Origin of the sequence: Sphingomonas abietis, from assembly GCF_027625475.1 — a bacterium.
GTDB classification, from domain to species: domain Bacteria; phylum Pseudomonadota; class Alphaproteobacteria; order Sphingomonadales; family Sphingomonadaceae; genus Solisphingomonas; species Solisphingomonas abietis.
The window spans coordinates 1,298,923-1,314,166 of the sequence record NZ_CP115174.1; the positions used below are offsets into that span (position 1 = coordinate 1,298,923).

Sequence of the window (15,244 nt, forward strand, 5' to 3'; positions counted from 1 at the left end):
CGTGGAACAAACCGTCACAGCCCCAGCGGGCGAAGCTCCCGGATCAAGTCGATCAGCAGGCGGAGCCCCGTCGGCAAATGCCTCCGGCTCGAATAATAGACGTGGAATCCCGGCCCGTATCCGGACCAGCCGGCGAGCACCTCCTCCCATCGCCCCGCCTCGATCCCGGTGCGCAACAAGGGTTCGGGGCCGTACATCAGCCCGGCGCCGCCGCCCAGCGCCGCCAGGATCAGATGGCTGTCGTCGATCGTGAGCGTCCCCGGGACCGCCACCGCGACCGCCTCCTCGCCGCGCTCGAACTCCCATCGATAGAGGCTCTCGTCGCCGAGGCGGAAGCGCAGGCAGCGATGCCGCGCGAGATCGTCGGGGTGCGCCGGCCGGCCGAAGCGTTCGAGATAGCCCGGCGTGCCGACCACGATCCAGCGGATGTCGGCCGACAGCCGCTGCGCGATCATGTCCTCGGGCACCGTGCCGCCATAGCGGACGCCGGCATCATATCCGCCGTCGATCACGTCGATCATCCGGTTGCTGACGCTGATGTCGAGTTCGACGTCGGGATAGCGCTCGACGAAGATCGGCAGGACGGGGCCGAGCAAAAGGCTGGCGGCGTCGACGGGCACGTTGAGGCGGATGCGCCCGGTCGGCGCGTCGCGATAGCGGTTGAGCGTCTCGACCGCCGCGGCGATCGCATCGAACGGCGCGGCGATCGCATCGCGCAATTCGGCGCCGGCCGCGGTCAGCACGACGCTTCGGGCGGTCCGGTTGAGCAGCCGCACGCCGAGCCGCGCCTCGAGCCCCTTGAGCGCATGGCTGAGCGCCGACGCGCTGATCCCGAGCTCGAGCCCCGCGCGCCGAAAGCTCTGATGCCGGGCGATGGCCAGGAAATAGGTGAAGTCGGTGATCTCGGATCGGGCGGTCGGCATCCGCGAATATGGTGCCGGTGGTTGTGGAAACGCAATGCGTGCGGCTCTCTGGGCGACGCAGCAACTTGAGCAGTGGGCAGGGGCCGCTGCGCGGTGGAAGTCCGGCCGATCATCCATCTGCAAGGGCGCGCTCGCCCGATCCGGAGATCCCACGAAGCGCCATGGCGCGCGGCGGCTGACATTCTGGGAGTGGAAGCCGAGGCCCTCATGGGGCGGGTCCGGTGCCGATGGCGGGCATATCGCGAAAACAGAACATTGTGCGGCCTCGATGGTGAAGCTTGAGTCGGACCGCGGTGCGCCTTAGCCAAGCAGGGATGACCGACCTTGCCATCCTGTACGAGCATCCCTTCTGGTTCGAGCCGCTTTTTGGCGCGCTGTCGGCGCGAGGCATATCGGCGCAGAAGATCCATGCCGACGGGCTTTGCTTCGATCCGTCGAGCGCCATCGTCCCGGCGCCGCTGGTGTTCAATCGAATCGCCATGTCGAGTTTTCTGCGGGCGCCCGAACATCCGATCTTTTTCGCCCGCTCGTTGCTGGCGCATTGGCAGCGACTGGGCGCCCGCGTCCTGAACGGCGTGCGGGCGCTCGAGACGGATGCGTCCAAGGCGAGCCAGCTTTCGCTCATTGCCGGACTGGGCCACGGCATACCGGCCACGCGGGTCGTCCATCGTCGCGCGGATCTGATATCGGCAACCCAGGGGCTGCGCTGGCCGCTCGTCGTGAAAGCCAATATCGGCGGTTCGGGCGCCGGGATCATGCGCTATGACGATCTGGCCGCGCTGGAGCAGGCGGTAGCGACCGGCGCGGTGCCGGACAGCATCGACCGGGTTCTCCTCGTGCAGGAATATGTGCCGGTTCGCGGCGGCGCGATAACGCGGATCGAGACGCTCGGCGGCCGCTATCTTTACGCGATCGAGGTCGATGGCGGCGGCGCCTTCGATCTTTGCCCGGCGGACGCGTGCCTGGTCGACGGCAAGCCGTCGATCATGAGGCGCGCGGCCGAACCCGATCCGGCCATCATCGACGCCGCCGAGCGGATCGTGCAGGCGGCGGGCATCGATGTCGGCGGGGTCGAGATGATGATCGATGATCGCGATGGCGTGCCGCGCTTCTACGATATCAACGCCTTATCGAACTTCGTTGCCAAACCGCTCGATATACTCGGTTGGGATCCCCACGAACGGCTTGTGGATTGGTTGGTGCAGCGCATCGCCGATGCGAAGGCCTGAGGAACAGAGCGATGCGATACGGATATTGGATGCCGGTGTTCGGTGGGTGGCTCCGCAACATAGCCGATGAAGGGATGGAGGCGACGTGGGACTATGCGCGGGCTCTCGCCGTGCGTGCCGAGCAGATCGGTTATGACCTGACGCTGATCGCCGAACTCAATCTGAACGATATCAAAGGCACCGATCAGCCTGCGCTCGACGCCTGGTCCACCGCCGCTGCGATCGCGGCCGTGACCCGAACGCAGGAATTGATGGTCGCGGTACGGCCCAATTTCCACCAGCCCGCACTGTTCGCCAAGGCCGCCGCCAATATCGATCGTATCTCGGGCGGGCGGCTGTCGCTGAACGTGGTGTCCTCCTGGTGGGCGGACGAGGCGAGGCAATATGGCCTTCAGTTCGACGAGCATGATGATCGCTATGCCCGGACGACGGAGTGGCTCGATGTCGTCCACGGCCTTTGGACAGAAGAGCGGTTCAGTTACGCGGGTCGGTTCTATCGCACCGAGGAGGCGATCTGCGCGCCGAAGCCGAGCGCGCCCCCCATCCTCTATGCAGGCGGCGAGAGCGAAGCGGCCAAGACGATGATCGTTACCCAATGCGATGCCTACGTGATGCACGGAGATCCCGTGGCAGTGATCGCGCCCAAAATCGCCGACATGCGGGCACGCCGGGCGGCAGCGGGCGGCCGTGCGATGACCTTCGGCATGGCCGCTTATGCGATCGTGCGCGACACCGAGGCGGAAGCTCAGGCCGAGCTTGATCGCATCACCGAGGTCGTGGATCTGCCAGCCGGCTACGCCAATTTCGATCAGTGGCTGTCCGGGACGCAATTGGAGCGCGAGCCAAAACTTAAGGAATATGCGGTGTCCAATCGGGGACTTCGGCCAAACCTCGTTGGCACGCCGGCGCAGATCAAGGCGCGGATCGCCGAGTATGAGGCGGCGGGCCTCGATCTGCTGCTACTGCAGATGAGTCCCCAGGCCGAGGAGATGGAACGCTTCGCGGCCCAGGTGATCAACGGCTAGGCAGGCCGCCTATGGCCGGGCGAGCAGCCCGCGCGTCGGCTGCCGCTATCTCCAGGCGGCCCGGCGATAGGGCGAGGCGGGTGGCTCCCAAGCGCAGGCGACGGCGATGTCCGAGCCGCTCGCCGCAGCGCGAGCGCCATGGGCGCTGCGTCGAATTGCCGCGGCGACGCGGCAAGGACTATGGCGTCACCGACCGGATACGAAGCCGGCGGACCCGCAAATGGCTCGCGGTCGTTCGCAGCGCGAAATAGCCGTGCCGATAGGGTGCGTCATCATCGAGGCCGAACAGCATTTTCCCGTCGCGCAGCACCGCGACACGATGTCCGTCCGCGATCAGGCGAATGTGCATCCAGCGATTGGGCTGGAGCAACGCTGCGGCATCGCGGCGGTCGTTCCCCGGCAGGATCGGGCGATCGCCGGCCTGGCCGACATAGCGGCGTAGCCTTGTCGTGCTGTTCCGGTTGCCGCCAATCCCGACATAATAGGTCCGCAGATCGTCATAGTCGGCGAAGCGGCCGGATCGCGGACGCGGCGGATGCGTGGCCCCCGGATCATCGGCATCGCTGGCCATCCAGAAGGCGTTCACGTCGCTCACCGCATCGTCGACCCCGCCTTCGGCCACCGCCTCGACATCATAATCGATTTCGACCGGCCCGGTGAGCGGCCGATCGTACCACAGGGTGAGCCCCTTGGGCGCCACGATGTCGAGGATGCCGCCCTGCGCGGTGATCTGCGCGGGCGCCTCGGCCTCGGCGCGCCAATGGGCGAGGCCGTGGCGGAAATCGTCGGCGGGGGATGCCGCAATCACCAGCGGCGCGGCCAGCAGCAGCCCGGCCCATCGCGCCGACTTATGCGCCGGCCCGTTCGATCGTCTCGTCATTTCGTGTCTTCCTGCGCGGTGGCGTCGTCGCGCGATTCCGTGGCGCCCGCGATCTGCGAGGCGATCGTCACGCCCAGCGCCGCGACATTGTTGGTCGCGCTGGTCTCCGCTGGATCGCCGTCGAGCGTCAGGCGTACCCGAAGTCCTGGCGTCGGCGTGCCGTGCGGCAGCCGAATGGCGACCGTCGCCGTCTTCGGTTCGAGATCGGTCGGCGCGGCGAGCGGCGGGATCGGGGCACGGGCCACAACATGGCCGGCGGCATCCTCGACGATCGCGGTGCCACCCGGCGTCGCCTTTGCGCCGAGGCTGTGGGCGGTGACCGACAGGCGATCGCCGCGCAACGCGAGATCTTCGCCCGACAGACCGATATCCGGCCGGGCCGCCGGATCGTCGCCCGGTGTCGCCAGGGTGAAATCGTAGACGATCGTCTGGTGCGGCGGGAAAGCGATGTCGACGCCGGCGCCGCGCTCGAGCGTGACGTCGCGTTGCTCCCCGACGGTGTCGGCGCGGTCGTCGCCATCGGTGTCGATACCCGCGGAGAGACGCCAGCGGCCCGCCGCCACCTCGTCGCCGGTCATCCGCGCCGTGATCGGCCGATCGGTGAGATTATAGCCGATGATGCGAAAATGGCGCGGATCGCCGTGCGGGATCAGGAGGGCGACGTCCTCCCCCCGCGCCGGGGCGGCGAAATGCCAGCGCACCAGATTGCCGGGATAATAGGCGTTGCGGCGGTGCGCGACGCCACCCATTCGGGTGCGCTGGAGCAGCTCGCTCGGTACGCTGACCCGATCGACCCAGAGCTCCGCGTCGGTCAGCACCGGCATCCGACCGCGATCGCTGGCGATTTCGCCGTCATACAGGGCGACGAGATCATTCTTGTCGCCGGTCTGCTGCCAATGGACGAAGCGGGCATAGTCGCGATCGTTGAAGCCGCCGAGATTGCGATCGATCGCGCCGCCATCGGGTTTCACCGTGCCATCGGCGATCGCCTTGGCGAGCGCCGGCCCCTGCGGCGTGCGCGCCAGCAGGTCGGCGTTGAGCGCCGACAGACCGGCAAGATCATGCTCGGCCATCTCCGTCGCGATCGGACGCAGATAGCGCTCGTCGCCGGTCCAGTCATAGGCGGCCCAGAAGGAATTGCCGGCGCTGGCGACACCCTTGCCGGTGGCCTTGTCGCTGGCCCATTCGATGTTCGAGGGGAACTGCCAGACGCCGTTCGCGTCCTTCTTGCCGTGCGCCAGCCAGCCGTCGAGCACCGACAGCAGCAACGCCTTGGTTGCCGGCGCGCCATTATAGTCGACGAGCATCAGGCCGGGATGGGTGATCAGCAGGCTGTAGGGCTCCTGCCAGCCCAGCGCCGCTTCCCGCACGATGCTCGTGCCGCTGAACAGCGAGCTGACGACATGGGCATGGCCGGCGGGATTGACTTGCATCAGCTTTGGATAGTTGCGCGCGACCGCCATGCTGCGCTCGATCGCGCTCGGATCGCCCCAGTCGAGCAGCATCGCCTGGCCGAGCGTGTTGATGCCCTCCTCGTAGCTGTGCAGCTCGTCGGTGCGGATGCGGCCGAGCCCGTTGCTCCACATGCCATTGGCGAAGGTCGCGTCGAGCACGCGCCGTTGCGAGGCGGCGATCCGTTCGGGCTCGACCCCCATCATCGCCAGCGGCACCCACTGGTTGACCAGATCGGTATCGTCGGAGAGGCCGCCGCCGAATTCGCCGTCGGCGATCTGGCGATGATCGATCCACCAGTCGACGAACTGCTGGTAGAGCTTCAAGTCCTCGCTCTGCCGCCAAGCCCAGGCAGGAACGCCCGGCGGCGGCGCGGGTTCGGGCGACATCGGCGCATAAGGCTGCTCCGGCTCCTTCTCGACCCAATAGGCGCGGGCCGTGGCATTGCCCGGATCGACGCGCAGGACATCGCTGATGTCGCGTTCGAACCGGGTCCACACCGGATAGAGCCGAGTGCTGGGCTGTTCCTCGACCAGCCAGGACAGTTCGTCCCGCGCCTGCGCCAGTCGATCGGCGACATGCTCGGCCTTGGCCGCGGCGACCGGCTTGTACAGCAGGTCGACGTCGGTGCCGTCGAGCGCATGCATATCGAAGCCGCCGCCGGCCGCGGCGATGTCGATCATCATCGAGGCGCCGTCGGGCAGGATGCGGTCGCGCGTATCGAGCCACAGCGTGCGCGCCTCGCCGGGCTTCACCGCGACATCGACATCGAGCAGATCGCGATCGGGCCAGGTCGGATCCTTGATCCGGATGTTGAGCGGCAGCAGGCCGCGATGCGTCGGCTGGACCGGCAGGGCCGGGAGGTGGATCGCCACCCCGTCCAGCCCCATGTTCAGATTGGCGGCGCCATAGGTGAAGCGCTGGGGCGCATTGCCGAGCCGGGCATCGCGGAAATCGCCGGGCACCAGGATATGGACGATCGGCAGCGCCGATGCCGATGCCGATGGCGGTGTTGACGCCGGTGTCGATGCCGGCGCGGCGACCGCGGCGCGGGGCTTGCGCGGCGCGCCTGCGGGCAGCGCGACGACGGTGGCGCGCTCCTGCGGCACGAAGCGGCCGGCGATATATCCGGCCAATCCGTCCAGCGCCGGATAGGAAGCCGGATCGGCCTTGGCATCGATCCGGTAGTGCAGCCGGAAATCGGCGGCCGGGGCCTCGCCCGCGGTCACGTCGTAGGCGCCGATCTCTTCGATCGGCGTCTCCTGCGCGACATTGTCGAAACGGATCGTACCGCCATGCCGCTCATGGTCGAGCGGCGTGCTGCTGCGCTCCAGGCCTTCGGGCCGGCGGAACAGCAGGCCGGCCCCGTCGCCGTCCGTGCGCTGCAGGTCGCCATAAGCGGGGCCGGCGATCTCGATCCGGTTCCAGGGCTCGTCCGGCAGGGTCAGCGTGTAGGCCTGGCCGCCGGTGGCATAGACGTTCCAGTCGGGCAGTTCGAAATAATCGTGGCGACCGGGCAGGCGGGAACGGTTGTAGACGCCTGGCCAGGTCGTTTCGCGGATGCCGTCGGTGCCGCGCGCCATCTTCTCCTTCTGGTCGCGCGCGTCGCTGAACTCGACCTTGCGGATGCGTATCGACGCTGCCGACAGGTAGAGCGGGGCGATGTCGGCGGCGGCCCAGCCATAGCGGTGCCACCAATCCTGCCGCACCTGCGGATCGTCGGTCGGCATGGCGGGCGCGGGCGGCGCGGCGGGAGCGTTCGGGGTGCCGGCGGTGGCGAGCGTGGCGACCGAGGCATCGTCGAGCATATGATCATAGATCCTGATCTCGTCGAGATCGCCGCCATGGCTGTACATCCGGCGGGTGTGGACCTGCCACGGCGAGACGACCCGCTGGAAGGGACCGAACCCGAACAGCCCGGCATCATAGACCGCCTTGCGATTCAGCGTCGCGACGCGCTGGCCGTCGACCCACAGCTTGACGCCGCTGCGCTCGTCCCAGCCGAAGGCGATGTGGGTCCAGGCGTTGGCCGCGGGGATCGAGGCGATCCGGTAGGATATTCGGGTCCGCGCAAGGCCGGTGTCGGTGACGAAGGCGTCGTAGCCATGGCCGTTCCAGTCGATCCGCAGGAACACCATGTCCCAGCTGCTGCCATCGCTGCCGCCGACACGGAAGATCGGGAACGGGGTCGTCCCGAACGGCGTGCGCGAGCGGAAGAAGAAGGAGAGCGTGCCGCGCTGCGCGTAGATATTGCCGGGTCCCGGCCACGCGAGCACCAGATCGTCCGAGAAGGTGAATCCGGCTCCCACCTTGCCGTCGGCGATCGCGGTCACCCCCTTGGCGAAGATCGGCGTCGCCCCGCCGGCCGCGAAATCGGCGACGGAGCCTTTGTCACCCGATAAGGAGAAGAGCAGGCCGGGCTCGGCCCTGGCGCCAGACCCTGCCAGCAAAGCCACGCAGGCGACCGACGCCCTCAACCTCGAAAAACGCAACGCCATACATACTCGCCTGTCATCTCGCAGCCTCGGTTTGGCAGAGGCCGCGACGACCTAGCCCCGTGGCGGGCGGCACGACAAAATAGATTTCCTATCGGAAGACTCGGATATTGCCGAAGCTCCGGACGCGGCGGAAAAATGCTATCGCTCCAGCCATGGCGAGAGGCGTTGGACGGCCATTGGTGAGGGGCGACGGGCAGCGACTGCTGCGCCCGAACTTGCATCAGGGCTGGTGGGATCGGGCGCGACCGTCGCCGCGATCGCACGCCCGCGTATTCGCTACCGTGTCCGTTGCCGCGTTCGCGGGCATCGGGACCGCAGCCCAAAGCCACGGGTTGCGGGGATGCCCGCGCGCGTCGGCGATCACTGTCAGTATCGGGATCAGTATCGGGTCCTGAAGGTGACGCCATATCTGGCCGGCTGATTGTAATTCACGATCCGTCCCAGATAGGCCGTGACGCCGGCACCCGACGGTGCTGCCAATAGCCCCTGCGAGATGATGTTCTTCTCGTTCGTGGCATTGTTGGCGTAGAGTGAGATGCCATACGCGGGGTTCCGCGACGATGGTGGCAACGTTTATGTTCAGGAGGCCGCGCGGGCTGATCCGGGCAAGGCGGCCGCGCTGCGCATCTTCGCCCGATATTGGGGACGCACGCTGCTGCACGAGCTGCTCGGCGTCGGGGAGGCGCCGATCGACGATCGCGAGGAGCCACGCCTCGCCTCAATATCGGGAGGACGGGATGAGTGAAATGAGGGCGTTGGCCCATCCGGACGACGATGCCGGCGCACGGCGCGCGGCGCGGTTGTATGAACGCTATCGGGACACGCTGGATGTGCCCGTGGCCTGGAACGAGACGCTCGACACGATGCTGTCGCACCGCTCGGTTCGTGCCTATTTGCCCGATCCCGTGCCGGAGGGGACGTTGGAATTGCTGGTCGCGGCGGCGCAGTCGGCGGCGAGTTCGTCCAATCTCCAGCCCTGGAGCGTCGTCGCGGTTGAGGATCCGGCGCGCAAGGCACGGCTCGCGGGGCTCGCCGGGAACCAAACCCAAATTCTCCAGGCACCGCTCTTGCTGTTATGGATTCTGGACCTCCACCGCCTCACCGCGATCGGTGAAGCGATCGGCGCGCCGGCCGACGGGCCGCAGTTTCTCGAAAGCTTCCTGCTGAGCGCGGTGGATACCTCGCTTGCCGCCCAGAATGCCGTGGTGGCACTCGAATCGATCGGCCTCGGCAGTTGTTATATCGGCGGCATTCGCAACAAGCCTGCCGAGGTGGCGGCCGAACTCGGCCTGCCGCCACAGGCGTTCGCACTGTTCGGGCTGACGGTGGGCCATCCCGATCCCGCCGCACCCGCCTCGGTCAAGCCGCGCCTGCCTCAGGAGGCGGTGCTGTTCCGCGAGCAATATGGCTCGGAACGCAATGCGCTCGCCATTGCCGCTTATGATCTCCGGTTGCGCAGCTTTCAGCGTGAGCAGGGCATGACGGAGCGCGACTGGACGGAACAGGCGAGCCAGCGGGTGCGTGGTGCCGCCTCGCTCGCCGGTCGAGACGCGCTTCGCGAGGTGCTGCACGGGCTCGGTTTCCGGCTCGACTAGCCAGCATGTCAGCCACCCTTCCATTTCGTTTTCAAGGAGTTCCCATGTCGAACGCCTCCGAATTCCTCTGGTATATCCCCAATCAGATCGAGGGAGGGCATCGCGGCGATATCAGCGACGCCGATCCGGCGGGCCTCGAGACCCTGATGCGTCAGGCGGAGGCTCTGGAGCAGCATGGCTGGAAGGGCGCGCTGATCGGCACCGGCTGGGGCCGCCCCGATACGTTCACGGTCGCGACGGCGTTGGCGGCGCGGACCAGGACGTTCGAGCCCCTCATCGCGATTCGGCCCGGTTACTGGCGGCCGGCCAATTTCGCGTCGGCGGCGGCGACACTGGATCGACTGAGTGGTGGGCGGGTCCGCATCAACATCGTCTCGGGGCAGGACAATCTCGCCGCCTATGGCGACAGTGAGGGAGACCAGGCGCACCGCTATGGCCGCACGAAGGACTTCATGCGGCTCGTCCGCCGGCTCTGGACGGAGGAGGACGTGACCTTCGAGACCGAGCATTTCCGTGTTGCGGGATCGACCGTCTCGCCCCGGATCATAGCGCGCGGCGATCGCCTTCATCCGAAGCTGTATTTCGGCGGTGCGTCCGAAGCCGCCGAGCGCGTGGCGGCGACCGAAGCGGACGTGCAGCTTTTCTGGGGCGAGCCGCTCGACGGCGTCGCCGACCGTATCGCGCGGTTGAGGCAGCTCAGCCGCGATCTCGATCGCGACCTGCCGCCGCTGGAATTCGGCCTGCGGATCACGACTTTGGTGCGCGACACGACCGAGCAGGCATGGGCCGACGCCGAGGCCAAGGTGGAGGAGATGGCCAGGGCGCAGAGCCTCCCGGACCAGCATCGGCGTGCGCCGGCGGTGGGGCAACAACGGCTGCTGGATCTCCATGCCCGCGGCGAGGTGCTGGACGACAATCTCTATACCGCGCCGGGCCGCTACGGCGGCGGCGGTGCCGGGACCACATGGCTGGTCGGCTCGGCCGCCGATGTCGCCAGCTCGCTACGCAAATATCGCGACCTCGGCATCAGCCAGTTCGTATTGTCCGACACGCCATATCTGTCGGAGATCGCGCGGCAGGGCGACCAATTGCTGCCGCTGCTGCGCGACGAACCGCGATCGACGGTAGAGCGCCTGTTCGCCGCCGACAGCATCGCCTGATCGTCCGGCGCGGGAAGCCCGATGATGGAAGATGCCCCCGAGCGCGAAGAGCATGTCGCCGGTGGTGGACTGCTTCATCGGCGTGCATTGCTGTTCGCAGGTGCGGCCTCGGCCGGCGGATGGGCGACCGGTCTTCGTGCCACGAACGCGCCGGCGTCGATGCTGGAACCCGGCATGCCTCTTTCGGGCTATGGGGTGCGGGCGAAATCGAGCGAGGCGATCCAGCGGATCGTGCCGGACCTCGCCTTTCCGGGCTCCGGATCGTCGCGGCGGACGCGCGGCTGGACCGCTTGAGTCTGTCCCGGATCGTGATGCCGAATCGCGGCGGCTTCGTCAGCCTCGAACACCAGCAGTTCGACGGGAATATCAAGCGTGTGAAACCCCCGAAAGCCACCGGAGAGTGAGGCGGCAGACGGTCTTCTCCGTGTCGTGCGGGGGGGGCCGCTAGCCATCGAACATCGAGCAGATGGGTGCTTCGGGCAGGCGGGCACCTGCGTGCGGCAAAGATTAGCTTGTCCACCCCGAATGGAAAATCTCTACCAGTCCGATAGGCATTAACTAGGCTGGGGCCGATCGGAGCGTGAACCCGCTCTTGCCATGAGGAAGCGATAAGTAACGGTAATGGCTTCTCGTTTCCATCGACTGCCAGCGTGCGCCCGCGCCGACGCGCCGCCGGCGATGTGCAGCAAAGGCCGTGCCGATATCGCCGACCAGAGCGAACCCGACGAAGGCGCCGATCGTTATCGGGCGGAATTTATCCCGACACTGATCGAGGCGGTATATTCTTTGATACGCGTCCATCCCGAAACCGGCGAACGCCCGCTCGTGCCGGATAGCGTCTGCCAGGCCTTCGCCGAGCTTGGCGCCGTCGAGCCAGGGCGGCTCGACAACATCATTCAGGCCGCCATCGTCCGGCTGGAAAACGGCATGCGCCGGCGCGACGGTGACGTGGCGATCCGGCACGATCGCGCCACCGCGCCTGACCCGATCGATGATGATCGTGATCGGCGCCATGTGGTGCGCGGCGTGACCGTCCGCGGCAACGTGCCGGTTGGCATCGACAGTCGGTGTTCCCGCCGGGTCACCCTGGGCGCGCTACCGGAATTGTGCGTCGCGTGACCCTGGCAGGCGCCCCGACGGCACCGGGCCGGACGAAGCCTCTGGTCGGCGTTTTGGCCAGCAACCGGACGCTCGACGGCCGGCGGACGCAAGCCGTCGCTTCGCGCTTCGTCGTACCCTTGACCGACATCGCCGGAGTGACGGTGCTGATCGTGCCGGCCATCGCCGACGCGGTCGATCCGGTCGCGTTGTCCGCGATCCTCGATGGATTGCTGCTGCCAGGCTGCTGCTCGAACGTGGCGGTATCGCGCTATCGCGCAGGCGCCGCGGTGCCATGCGACGACGCGGGCCGGGACGACGTCGCGCTGCGACTGGCCGACGCGATGATCGGGGCAGGGCGGCCCGTCTTCGGTATCTGTCGCGGGATGCAGGAACTCAACGTGCTGTTCGGGGGCACCCTGTCGGACGTGCCGGGCGAGACCGGCCATTATCGCGACGGTGCCGAAGACGATGTGCCCGCCCTGTTCGACCATCATCACGATATCGACATAGCCGAAGGCGGTATGCTGGCGGCCGCGATCGGCGCCGGGCGCCATCGCGTGAACTCGGTCCATCGCCAGGGGATCAACCGCCTGGGCGCGGGTTTGTCGATCGAGGCGCGCGCGCCGGATGATCTCGTCGAAGCGGTCTCGGCGAGACCGTGCGGTGCGCCGGTGCTGGGCGTCCAATGGCATCCGGAATGGGACGTCGACCAGAGCCCGGCGGGCCGCGCGTTTTTCGAATTGCTGGCGCGAGCCGTTCGCGGCGATCCACTCACCGTCTGACAGGAAGGACATACCATGCCATCACCCTGGATCGAGGACGAGGTCGCGATACCGCCGGGCGCCCCCAGCTGGGATATCGATGCGCTGACGGGGGGCTTGCGGCAGGCGCGCGACGATTGGCGACGCGCTCATCGCCGCGATGTCGCCCGCGAACGGGTGGGCTTCCCGTCACGCGCTCGTCTGGAGGCGATCATTGCCCTGCTCGCCGGCGCGCTGTTTCCCCTCCGGCTGGGGCCGAGCACGGTGAACCCGGAGAACGAGGATCGCTTTGTCGCGCAGACGCTGGACACGGTGCTGGTCCAGCTACGCTGGCAGATCACCCTGGAACTGGGTTATTCGCAATCGGCGCCATCGCAAGGGGCGATCGAGCAGCGCGCCGCGCGAATCTCGCAGGCTTTCGCCGCACAGCTGCCCGATCTCCGTCGCTTGCTCGATCAGGATGTCGAAGCCGCCTATGCGGGCGATCCTGCCGCGCGGAGCGTCGACGAGGTGCTGCTCTGCTATCCCAGCGTCACCGCCCTCATCCATCACCGCATCGCCCATGCCCTCTACGAACTGGACGTGCCGATCATCGCGCGGATCATCGCCGAGGTCGCGCATTCGGCGACTGCGATCGATATCCATCCGGGAGCCCGGATCGGAAAGAGCTTTTTCGTCGACCATGGCAGCGGCGTGGTGATCGGCGAGACGGCCATCATCGGCGACCGGGTGCGGCTCTACCAGGCGGTGACGCTCGGCGCGCGGAGCTTCCCCACGGAAGAGAGCGGCGGGCTGAAAAAGGGTCTCGAACGTCACCCGATCGTCGAGGACGATGTCGTGATCTATGCGGGCGCGACGATTCTGGGGCGGGTGACGATCGGGCGTGGCGCGGTGATCGGCGGCAATGTCTGGCTGACCCAGAGCGTGCCGGCGGGCAGCATCGTCCATCAGGCGTCGGCCGAGAGCGATCGCCCGGGGCAGGGTGATCTGCCGAGCGGCCACCTCAATCTGGCGGCCCTCGCGATCTGAGACGTCCGGCGAGCGAGCCGCCTCAGGCCGCCTTGAGGACGTTGTGACACACCGCCGTCGCATCGCTTGCCGGACATGTCTGCCCCATCCGCGTCTCCAGCCGCGTCAAGACCGCGGCGCCATCGTGCCTGGCGCTCCACTCGCGCATCTTCTTGCCCCAGTCATCGGCCCGCTTGGCGGTGCGCTGGGCATAACCGCCGCTGTTCCGCCCGAGCGCGTCTATGACCATAGCCGCGCTCTGCTCGACCGCACCCTTGTCGTCGGGGGTGAGCCGCATCACCGTGTTGGCGTAGAGAACCGCCCACTGGATCCGCGTCGCGGGGCCTTCGGCGATCTCCGCAGCCTTGCGCGCCCACGAAATCGCGGCGGTGTTGTCCTTCTGCTCCTCCGCGATGCCCGAGAGATCGATCATGTAATAATAAGGCGCGACGGCGTGCGGCAGTTCGGCCTCGAGCAACTTGGTCGCGCCTGCGGGATCGCCGGCATCGTCGAGCGCCTGGCCCGCATTGGGCATCACTGCCTGCCGCATCATCGGATCGGTCGCGGCATGATCGACGAAGGCGACACGTTCGCGCACCTTGGCGAGCACAGCGGGCGCGACCTTGCCGCCATTCTCGCTCTTCGACAGCGCGATGTCGGCGTCGATGGTGCCGAATCGGTCGCCGAGCGGCACGCTCCTGTCCGCTGCCACCTTGTCGAGCGACGCCAGCAACTGCACGCCCAATGCCTTGCGTGTCGCCGGATCGGGCAGCGCGCGGATCAGCGACGCGCCGCCGAAGGTCAATTCCTGGCGATTGGCCTTCACCTCCGCATAGTCGGACAGGATCTGCGGCAACAACGCCTGGACCTCGGCCTGCTGCGCCGGGGTCAGCTGGGCGACGTCGCCGTTGCCGCCGCTCATCTCCAGCGCGGTGAGTTGCAGATGCCGCTTGATCGCCGGATCGGGGGCAGCGCCGGCCAGCTTGGCGAGGAAAGCCGCAGCCCGTTTGGAATCGCCGAAATGCTTCGGATCGTCGAGCCAATCGAAGCTCGCGAGCAGCCGCCAGTCGTCGGTAGAGAGATGCGTGGGATCGTCGGCCTGCCGGAGCAAATCCTCGGTCGATGTCGTGCGGGTGGCGGCGACACGCAGAATGTCGGCCAGCGTCGAGGCGGTCGATCCGCCCGACAAGCGCGTGATCTCGCTATGATCGGGGCGGAGCAGGATGACGGTCGGATAGCCCTGGATACCGAACTTCTCGCCCCAGATCTGTGCGCCCTTGGCGTCGCCATCGAGATGAACGGGAATGAATGCGCGCGTCTGCGCGATGAAAGCCGGATCCTTGAACAGCGTGGATTTCATCAGGTTGCACGGCGGGCACCATTTGGCGCCCCAGTAGAGCAGCACGGGTTTGTTCGTTTCCTTGGCCTCGGCGAAGGCATCGTCGACATCGCCCTCGCGCCAGGCGATCTGCTGCGCCGTGGCGGCGGTCTGCGTGCCCGTTTCTGTTTTCGCGGGGCGATCGCAACCAGTCGTCGCCAGAAAGCATCCCAGCATCAGCCCGCTGATTGGTCGCCACATCCGCTAAAATCCTATCTATCAGAAAAACAACAT

Annotated in this window: 13 protein-coding genes; 9 read left to right on the top strand and 4 right to left on the bottom strand. The window is 67.2% G+C overall.

Features of this window, described 5'->3' with window-relative positions; translation table 11 throughout:
* Window positions 1-14: 14 nt before the first annotated feature.
* Window positions 15-923, bottom strand: coding sequence for a LysR family transcriptional regulator (locus PBT88_RS06335; RefSeq protein ID WP_270078367.1), 909 nt, complete (start codon window positions 921-923; stop codon window positions 15-17).
* 314 nt (window positions 924-1,237) lie between these two features.
* Here PBT88_RS06335 and PBT88_RS06340 point away from each other — a divergent pair, with 314 nt between their 5' ends.
* Both PBT88_RS06340 and PBT88_RS06345 read left to right on the top strand, forming a co-directional pair.
* A complete protein-coding gene (locus PBT88_RS06340) occupies window positions 1,238-2,152 on the top strand; it encodes an ATP-grasp domain-containing protein (RefSeq protein ID WP_270078368.1) in 915 nt (304 codons plus the stop codon).
* Between the two features lie 11 nt (window positions 2,153-2,163).
* A complete protein-coding gene (locus tag PBT88_RS06345) occupies window positions 2,164-3,177 on the top strand; it encodes an LLM class flavin-dependent oxidoreductase (RefSeq protein ID WP_270078369.1) in 1,014 nt (337 codons plus the stop codon).
* A gap of 178 nt (window positions 3,178-3,355) precedes the next feature.
* Here PBT88_RS06345 and PBT88_RS06350 read toward each other — a convergent pair whose 3' ends face one another.
* Together PBT88_RS06350 and PBT88_RS06355 are read right to left on the bottom strand one after the other, a co-directional pair.
* Complete coding sequence (locus PBT88_RS06350) at window positions 3,356-4,057, bottom strand: DUF6250 domain-containing protein (protein WP_270078370.1); 702 nt, start codon at window positions 4,055-4,057, stop codon at window positions 3,356-3,358.
* Window positions 4,054-8,007, bottom strand: coding sequence for a LamG-like jellyroll fold domain-containing protein (locus PBT88_RS06355; protein WP_270078371.1), 3,954 nt, complete (start codon window positions 8,005-8,007; stop codon window positions 4,054-4,056). Before PBT88_RS06355 ends, PBT88_RS06350 begins: the two co-directional genes overlap by 4 nt.
* Window positions 8,008-8,542: 535 nt before the next feature.
* On the opposite strand from PBT88_RS06355, the gene PBT88_RS06360 reads away from it, so the two are divergent.
* From PBT88_RS06360 to epsC, 7 genes are all read left to right on the top strand, one after another.
* Window positions 8,543-8,752, top strand: a complete 210-nt coding sequence (locus tag PBT88_RS06360; RefSeq protein ID WP_270078372.1) for a hypothetical protein — start codon at window positions 8,543-8,545, stop codon at window positions 8,750-8,752.
* Window positions 8,745-9,602: an NADPH-dependent oxidoreductase gene (locus PBT88_RS06365; RefSeq protein ID WP_270078373.1), complete on the top strand. Its 858-nt coding sequence runs from the start codon at window positions 8,745-8,747 to the stop codon at window positions 9,600-9,602. The genes PBT88_RS06360 and PBT88_RS06365 overlap by 8 nt, the downstream gene beginning before the upstream one ends.
* A 44-nt stretch (window positions 9,603-9,646) precedes the next feature.
* Window positions 9,647-10,762, top strand: a complete 1,116-nt coding sequence (locus tag PBT88_RS06370; RefSeq protein WP_270078374.1) for an LLM class flavin-dependent oxidoreductase — start codon at window positions 9,647-9,649, stop codon at window positions 10,760-10,762.
* Window positions 10,763-10,786: 24 nt separating this feature from the next.
* On the top strand, window positions 10,787-11,056 hold the full coding sequence (locus tag PBT88_RS06375; RefSeq protein WP_270078375.1) for a hypothetical protein: 270 nt from the start codon (window positions 10,787-10,789) through the stop codon (window positions 11,054-11,056).
* A gap of 327 nt (window positions 11,057-11,383) precedes the next feature.
* The gene (locus PBT88_RS06380) at window positions 11,384-11,881 is read left to right on the top strand and encodes a TauD/TfdA dioxygenase family protein (RefSeq protein ID WP_270078376.1); all 498 of its coding nucleotides are present in this window, start codon (window positions 11,384-11,386) and stop codon (window positions 11,879-11,881) included.
* Window positions 11,878-12,645 carry a gamma-glutamyl-gamma-aminobutyrate hydrolase family protein gene (locus tag PBT88_RS06385; RefSeq protein ID WP_270078377.1) on the top strand — a complete coding sequence of 256 codons (768 nt, stop codon included), beginning with the start codon at window positions 11,878-11,880 and terminating at the stop codon, window positions 12,643-12,645. The genes PBT88_RS06380 and PBT88_RS06385 overlap by 4 nt, the downstream gene beginning before the upstream one ends.
* Window positions 12,646-12,660: 15 nt before the next feature.
* A complete protein-coding gene (epsC, locus tag PBT88_RS06390; protein WP_270078378.1) occupies window positions 12,661-13,653 on the top strand; it encodes a serine O-acetyltransferase EpsC in 993 nt (330 codons plus the stop codon).
* A 22-nt stretch (window positions 13,654-13,675) separates the two neighbouring features.
* Here epsC and PBT88_RS06395 read toward each other — a convergent pair whose 3' ends face one another.
* Window positions 13,676-15,211 carry a thioredoxin family protein gene (locus tag PBT88_RS06395; protein WP_270078379.1) on the bottom strand — a complete coding sequence of 512 codons (1,536 nt, stop codon included), beginning with the start codon at window positions 15,209-15,211 and terminating at the stop codon, window positions 13,676-13,678.
* Window positions 15,212-15,244 lie beyond the last annotated feature (33 nt).

Bases quoted from the DNA above. Each gene is read 5' to 3' on its own strand.
- PBT88_RS06335 (WP_270078367.1), bottom strand. From the start codon at position 923: ATGCCGACCGCCCGATCCGAGATCACCGACTTCACCTATTTCCTGGCC.
- PBT88_RS06340 (WP_270078368.1), top strand. From the start codon at position 1,238: ATGACCGACCTTGCCATCCTGTACGAGCATCCCTTCTGGTTCGAGCCG.
- PBT88_RS06345 (WP_270078369.1), top strand. From the start codon at position 2,164: ATGCGATACGGATATTGGATGCCGGTGTTCGGTGGGTGGCTCCGCAAC.
- PBT88_RS06350 (WP_270078370.1), bottom strand. From the start codon at position 4,057: ATGACGAGACGATCGAACGGGCCGGCGCATAAGTCGGCGCGATGGGCC.
- PBT88_RS06355 (WP_270078371.1), bottom strand. From the start codon at position 8,007: ATGGCGTTGCGTTTTTCGAGGTTGAGGGCGTCGGTCGCCTGCGTGGCT.
- PBT88_RS06360 (WP_270078372.1), top strand. From the start codon at position 8,543: ATGCCATACGCGGGGTTCCGCGACGATGGTGGCAACGTTTATGTTCAG.
- PBT88_RS06365 (WP_270078373.1), top strand. From the start codon at position 8,745: ATGAGTGAAATGAGGGCGTTGGCCCATCCGGACGACGATGCCGGCGCA.
- PBT88_RS06370 (WP_270078374.1), top strand. From the start codon at position 9,647: ATGTCGAACGCCTCCGAATTCCTCTGGTATATCCCCAATCAGATCGAG.
- PBT88_RS06375 (WP_270078375.1), top strand. From the start codon at position 10,787: ATGGAAGATGCCCCCGAGCGCGAAGAGCATGTCGCCGGTGGTGGACTG.
- PBT88_RS06380 (WP_270078376.1), top strand. From the start codon at position 11,384: ATGGCTTCTCGTTTCCATCGACTGCCAGCGTGCGCCCGCGCCGACGCG.
- epsC (WP_270078378.1), top strand. From the start codon at position 12,661: ATGCCATCACCCTGGATCGAGGACGAGGTCGCGATACCGCCGGGCGCC.
- PBT88_RS06395 (WP_270078379.1), bottom strand. From the start codon at position 15,211: ATGTGGCGACCAATCAGCGGGCTGATGCTGGGATGCTTTCTGGCGACG.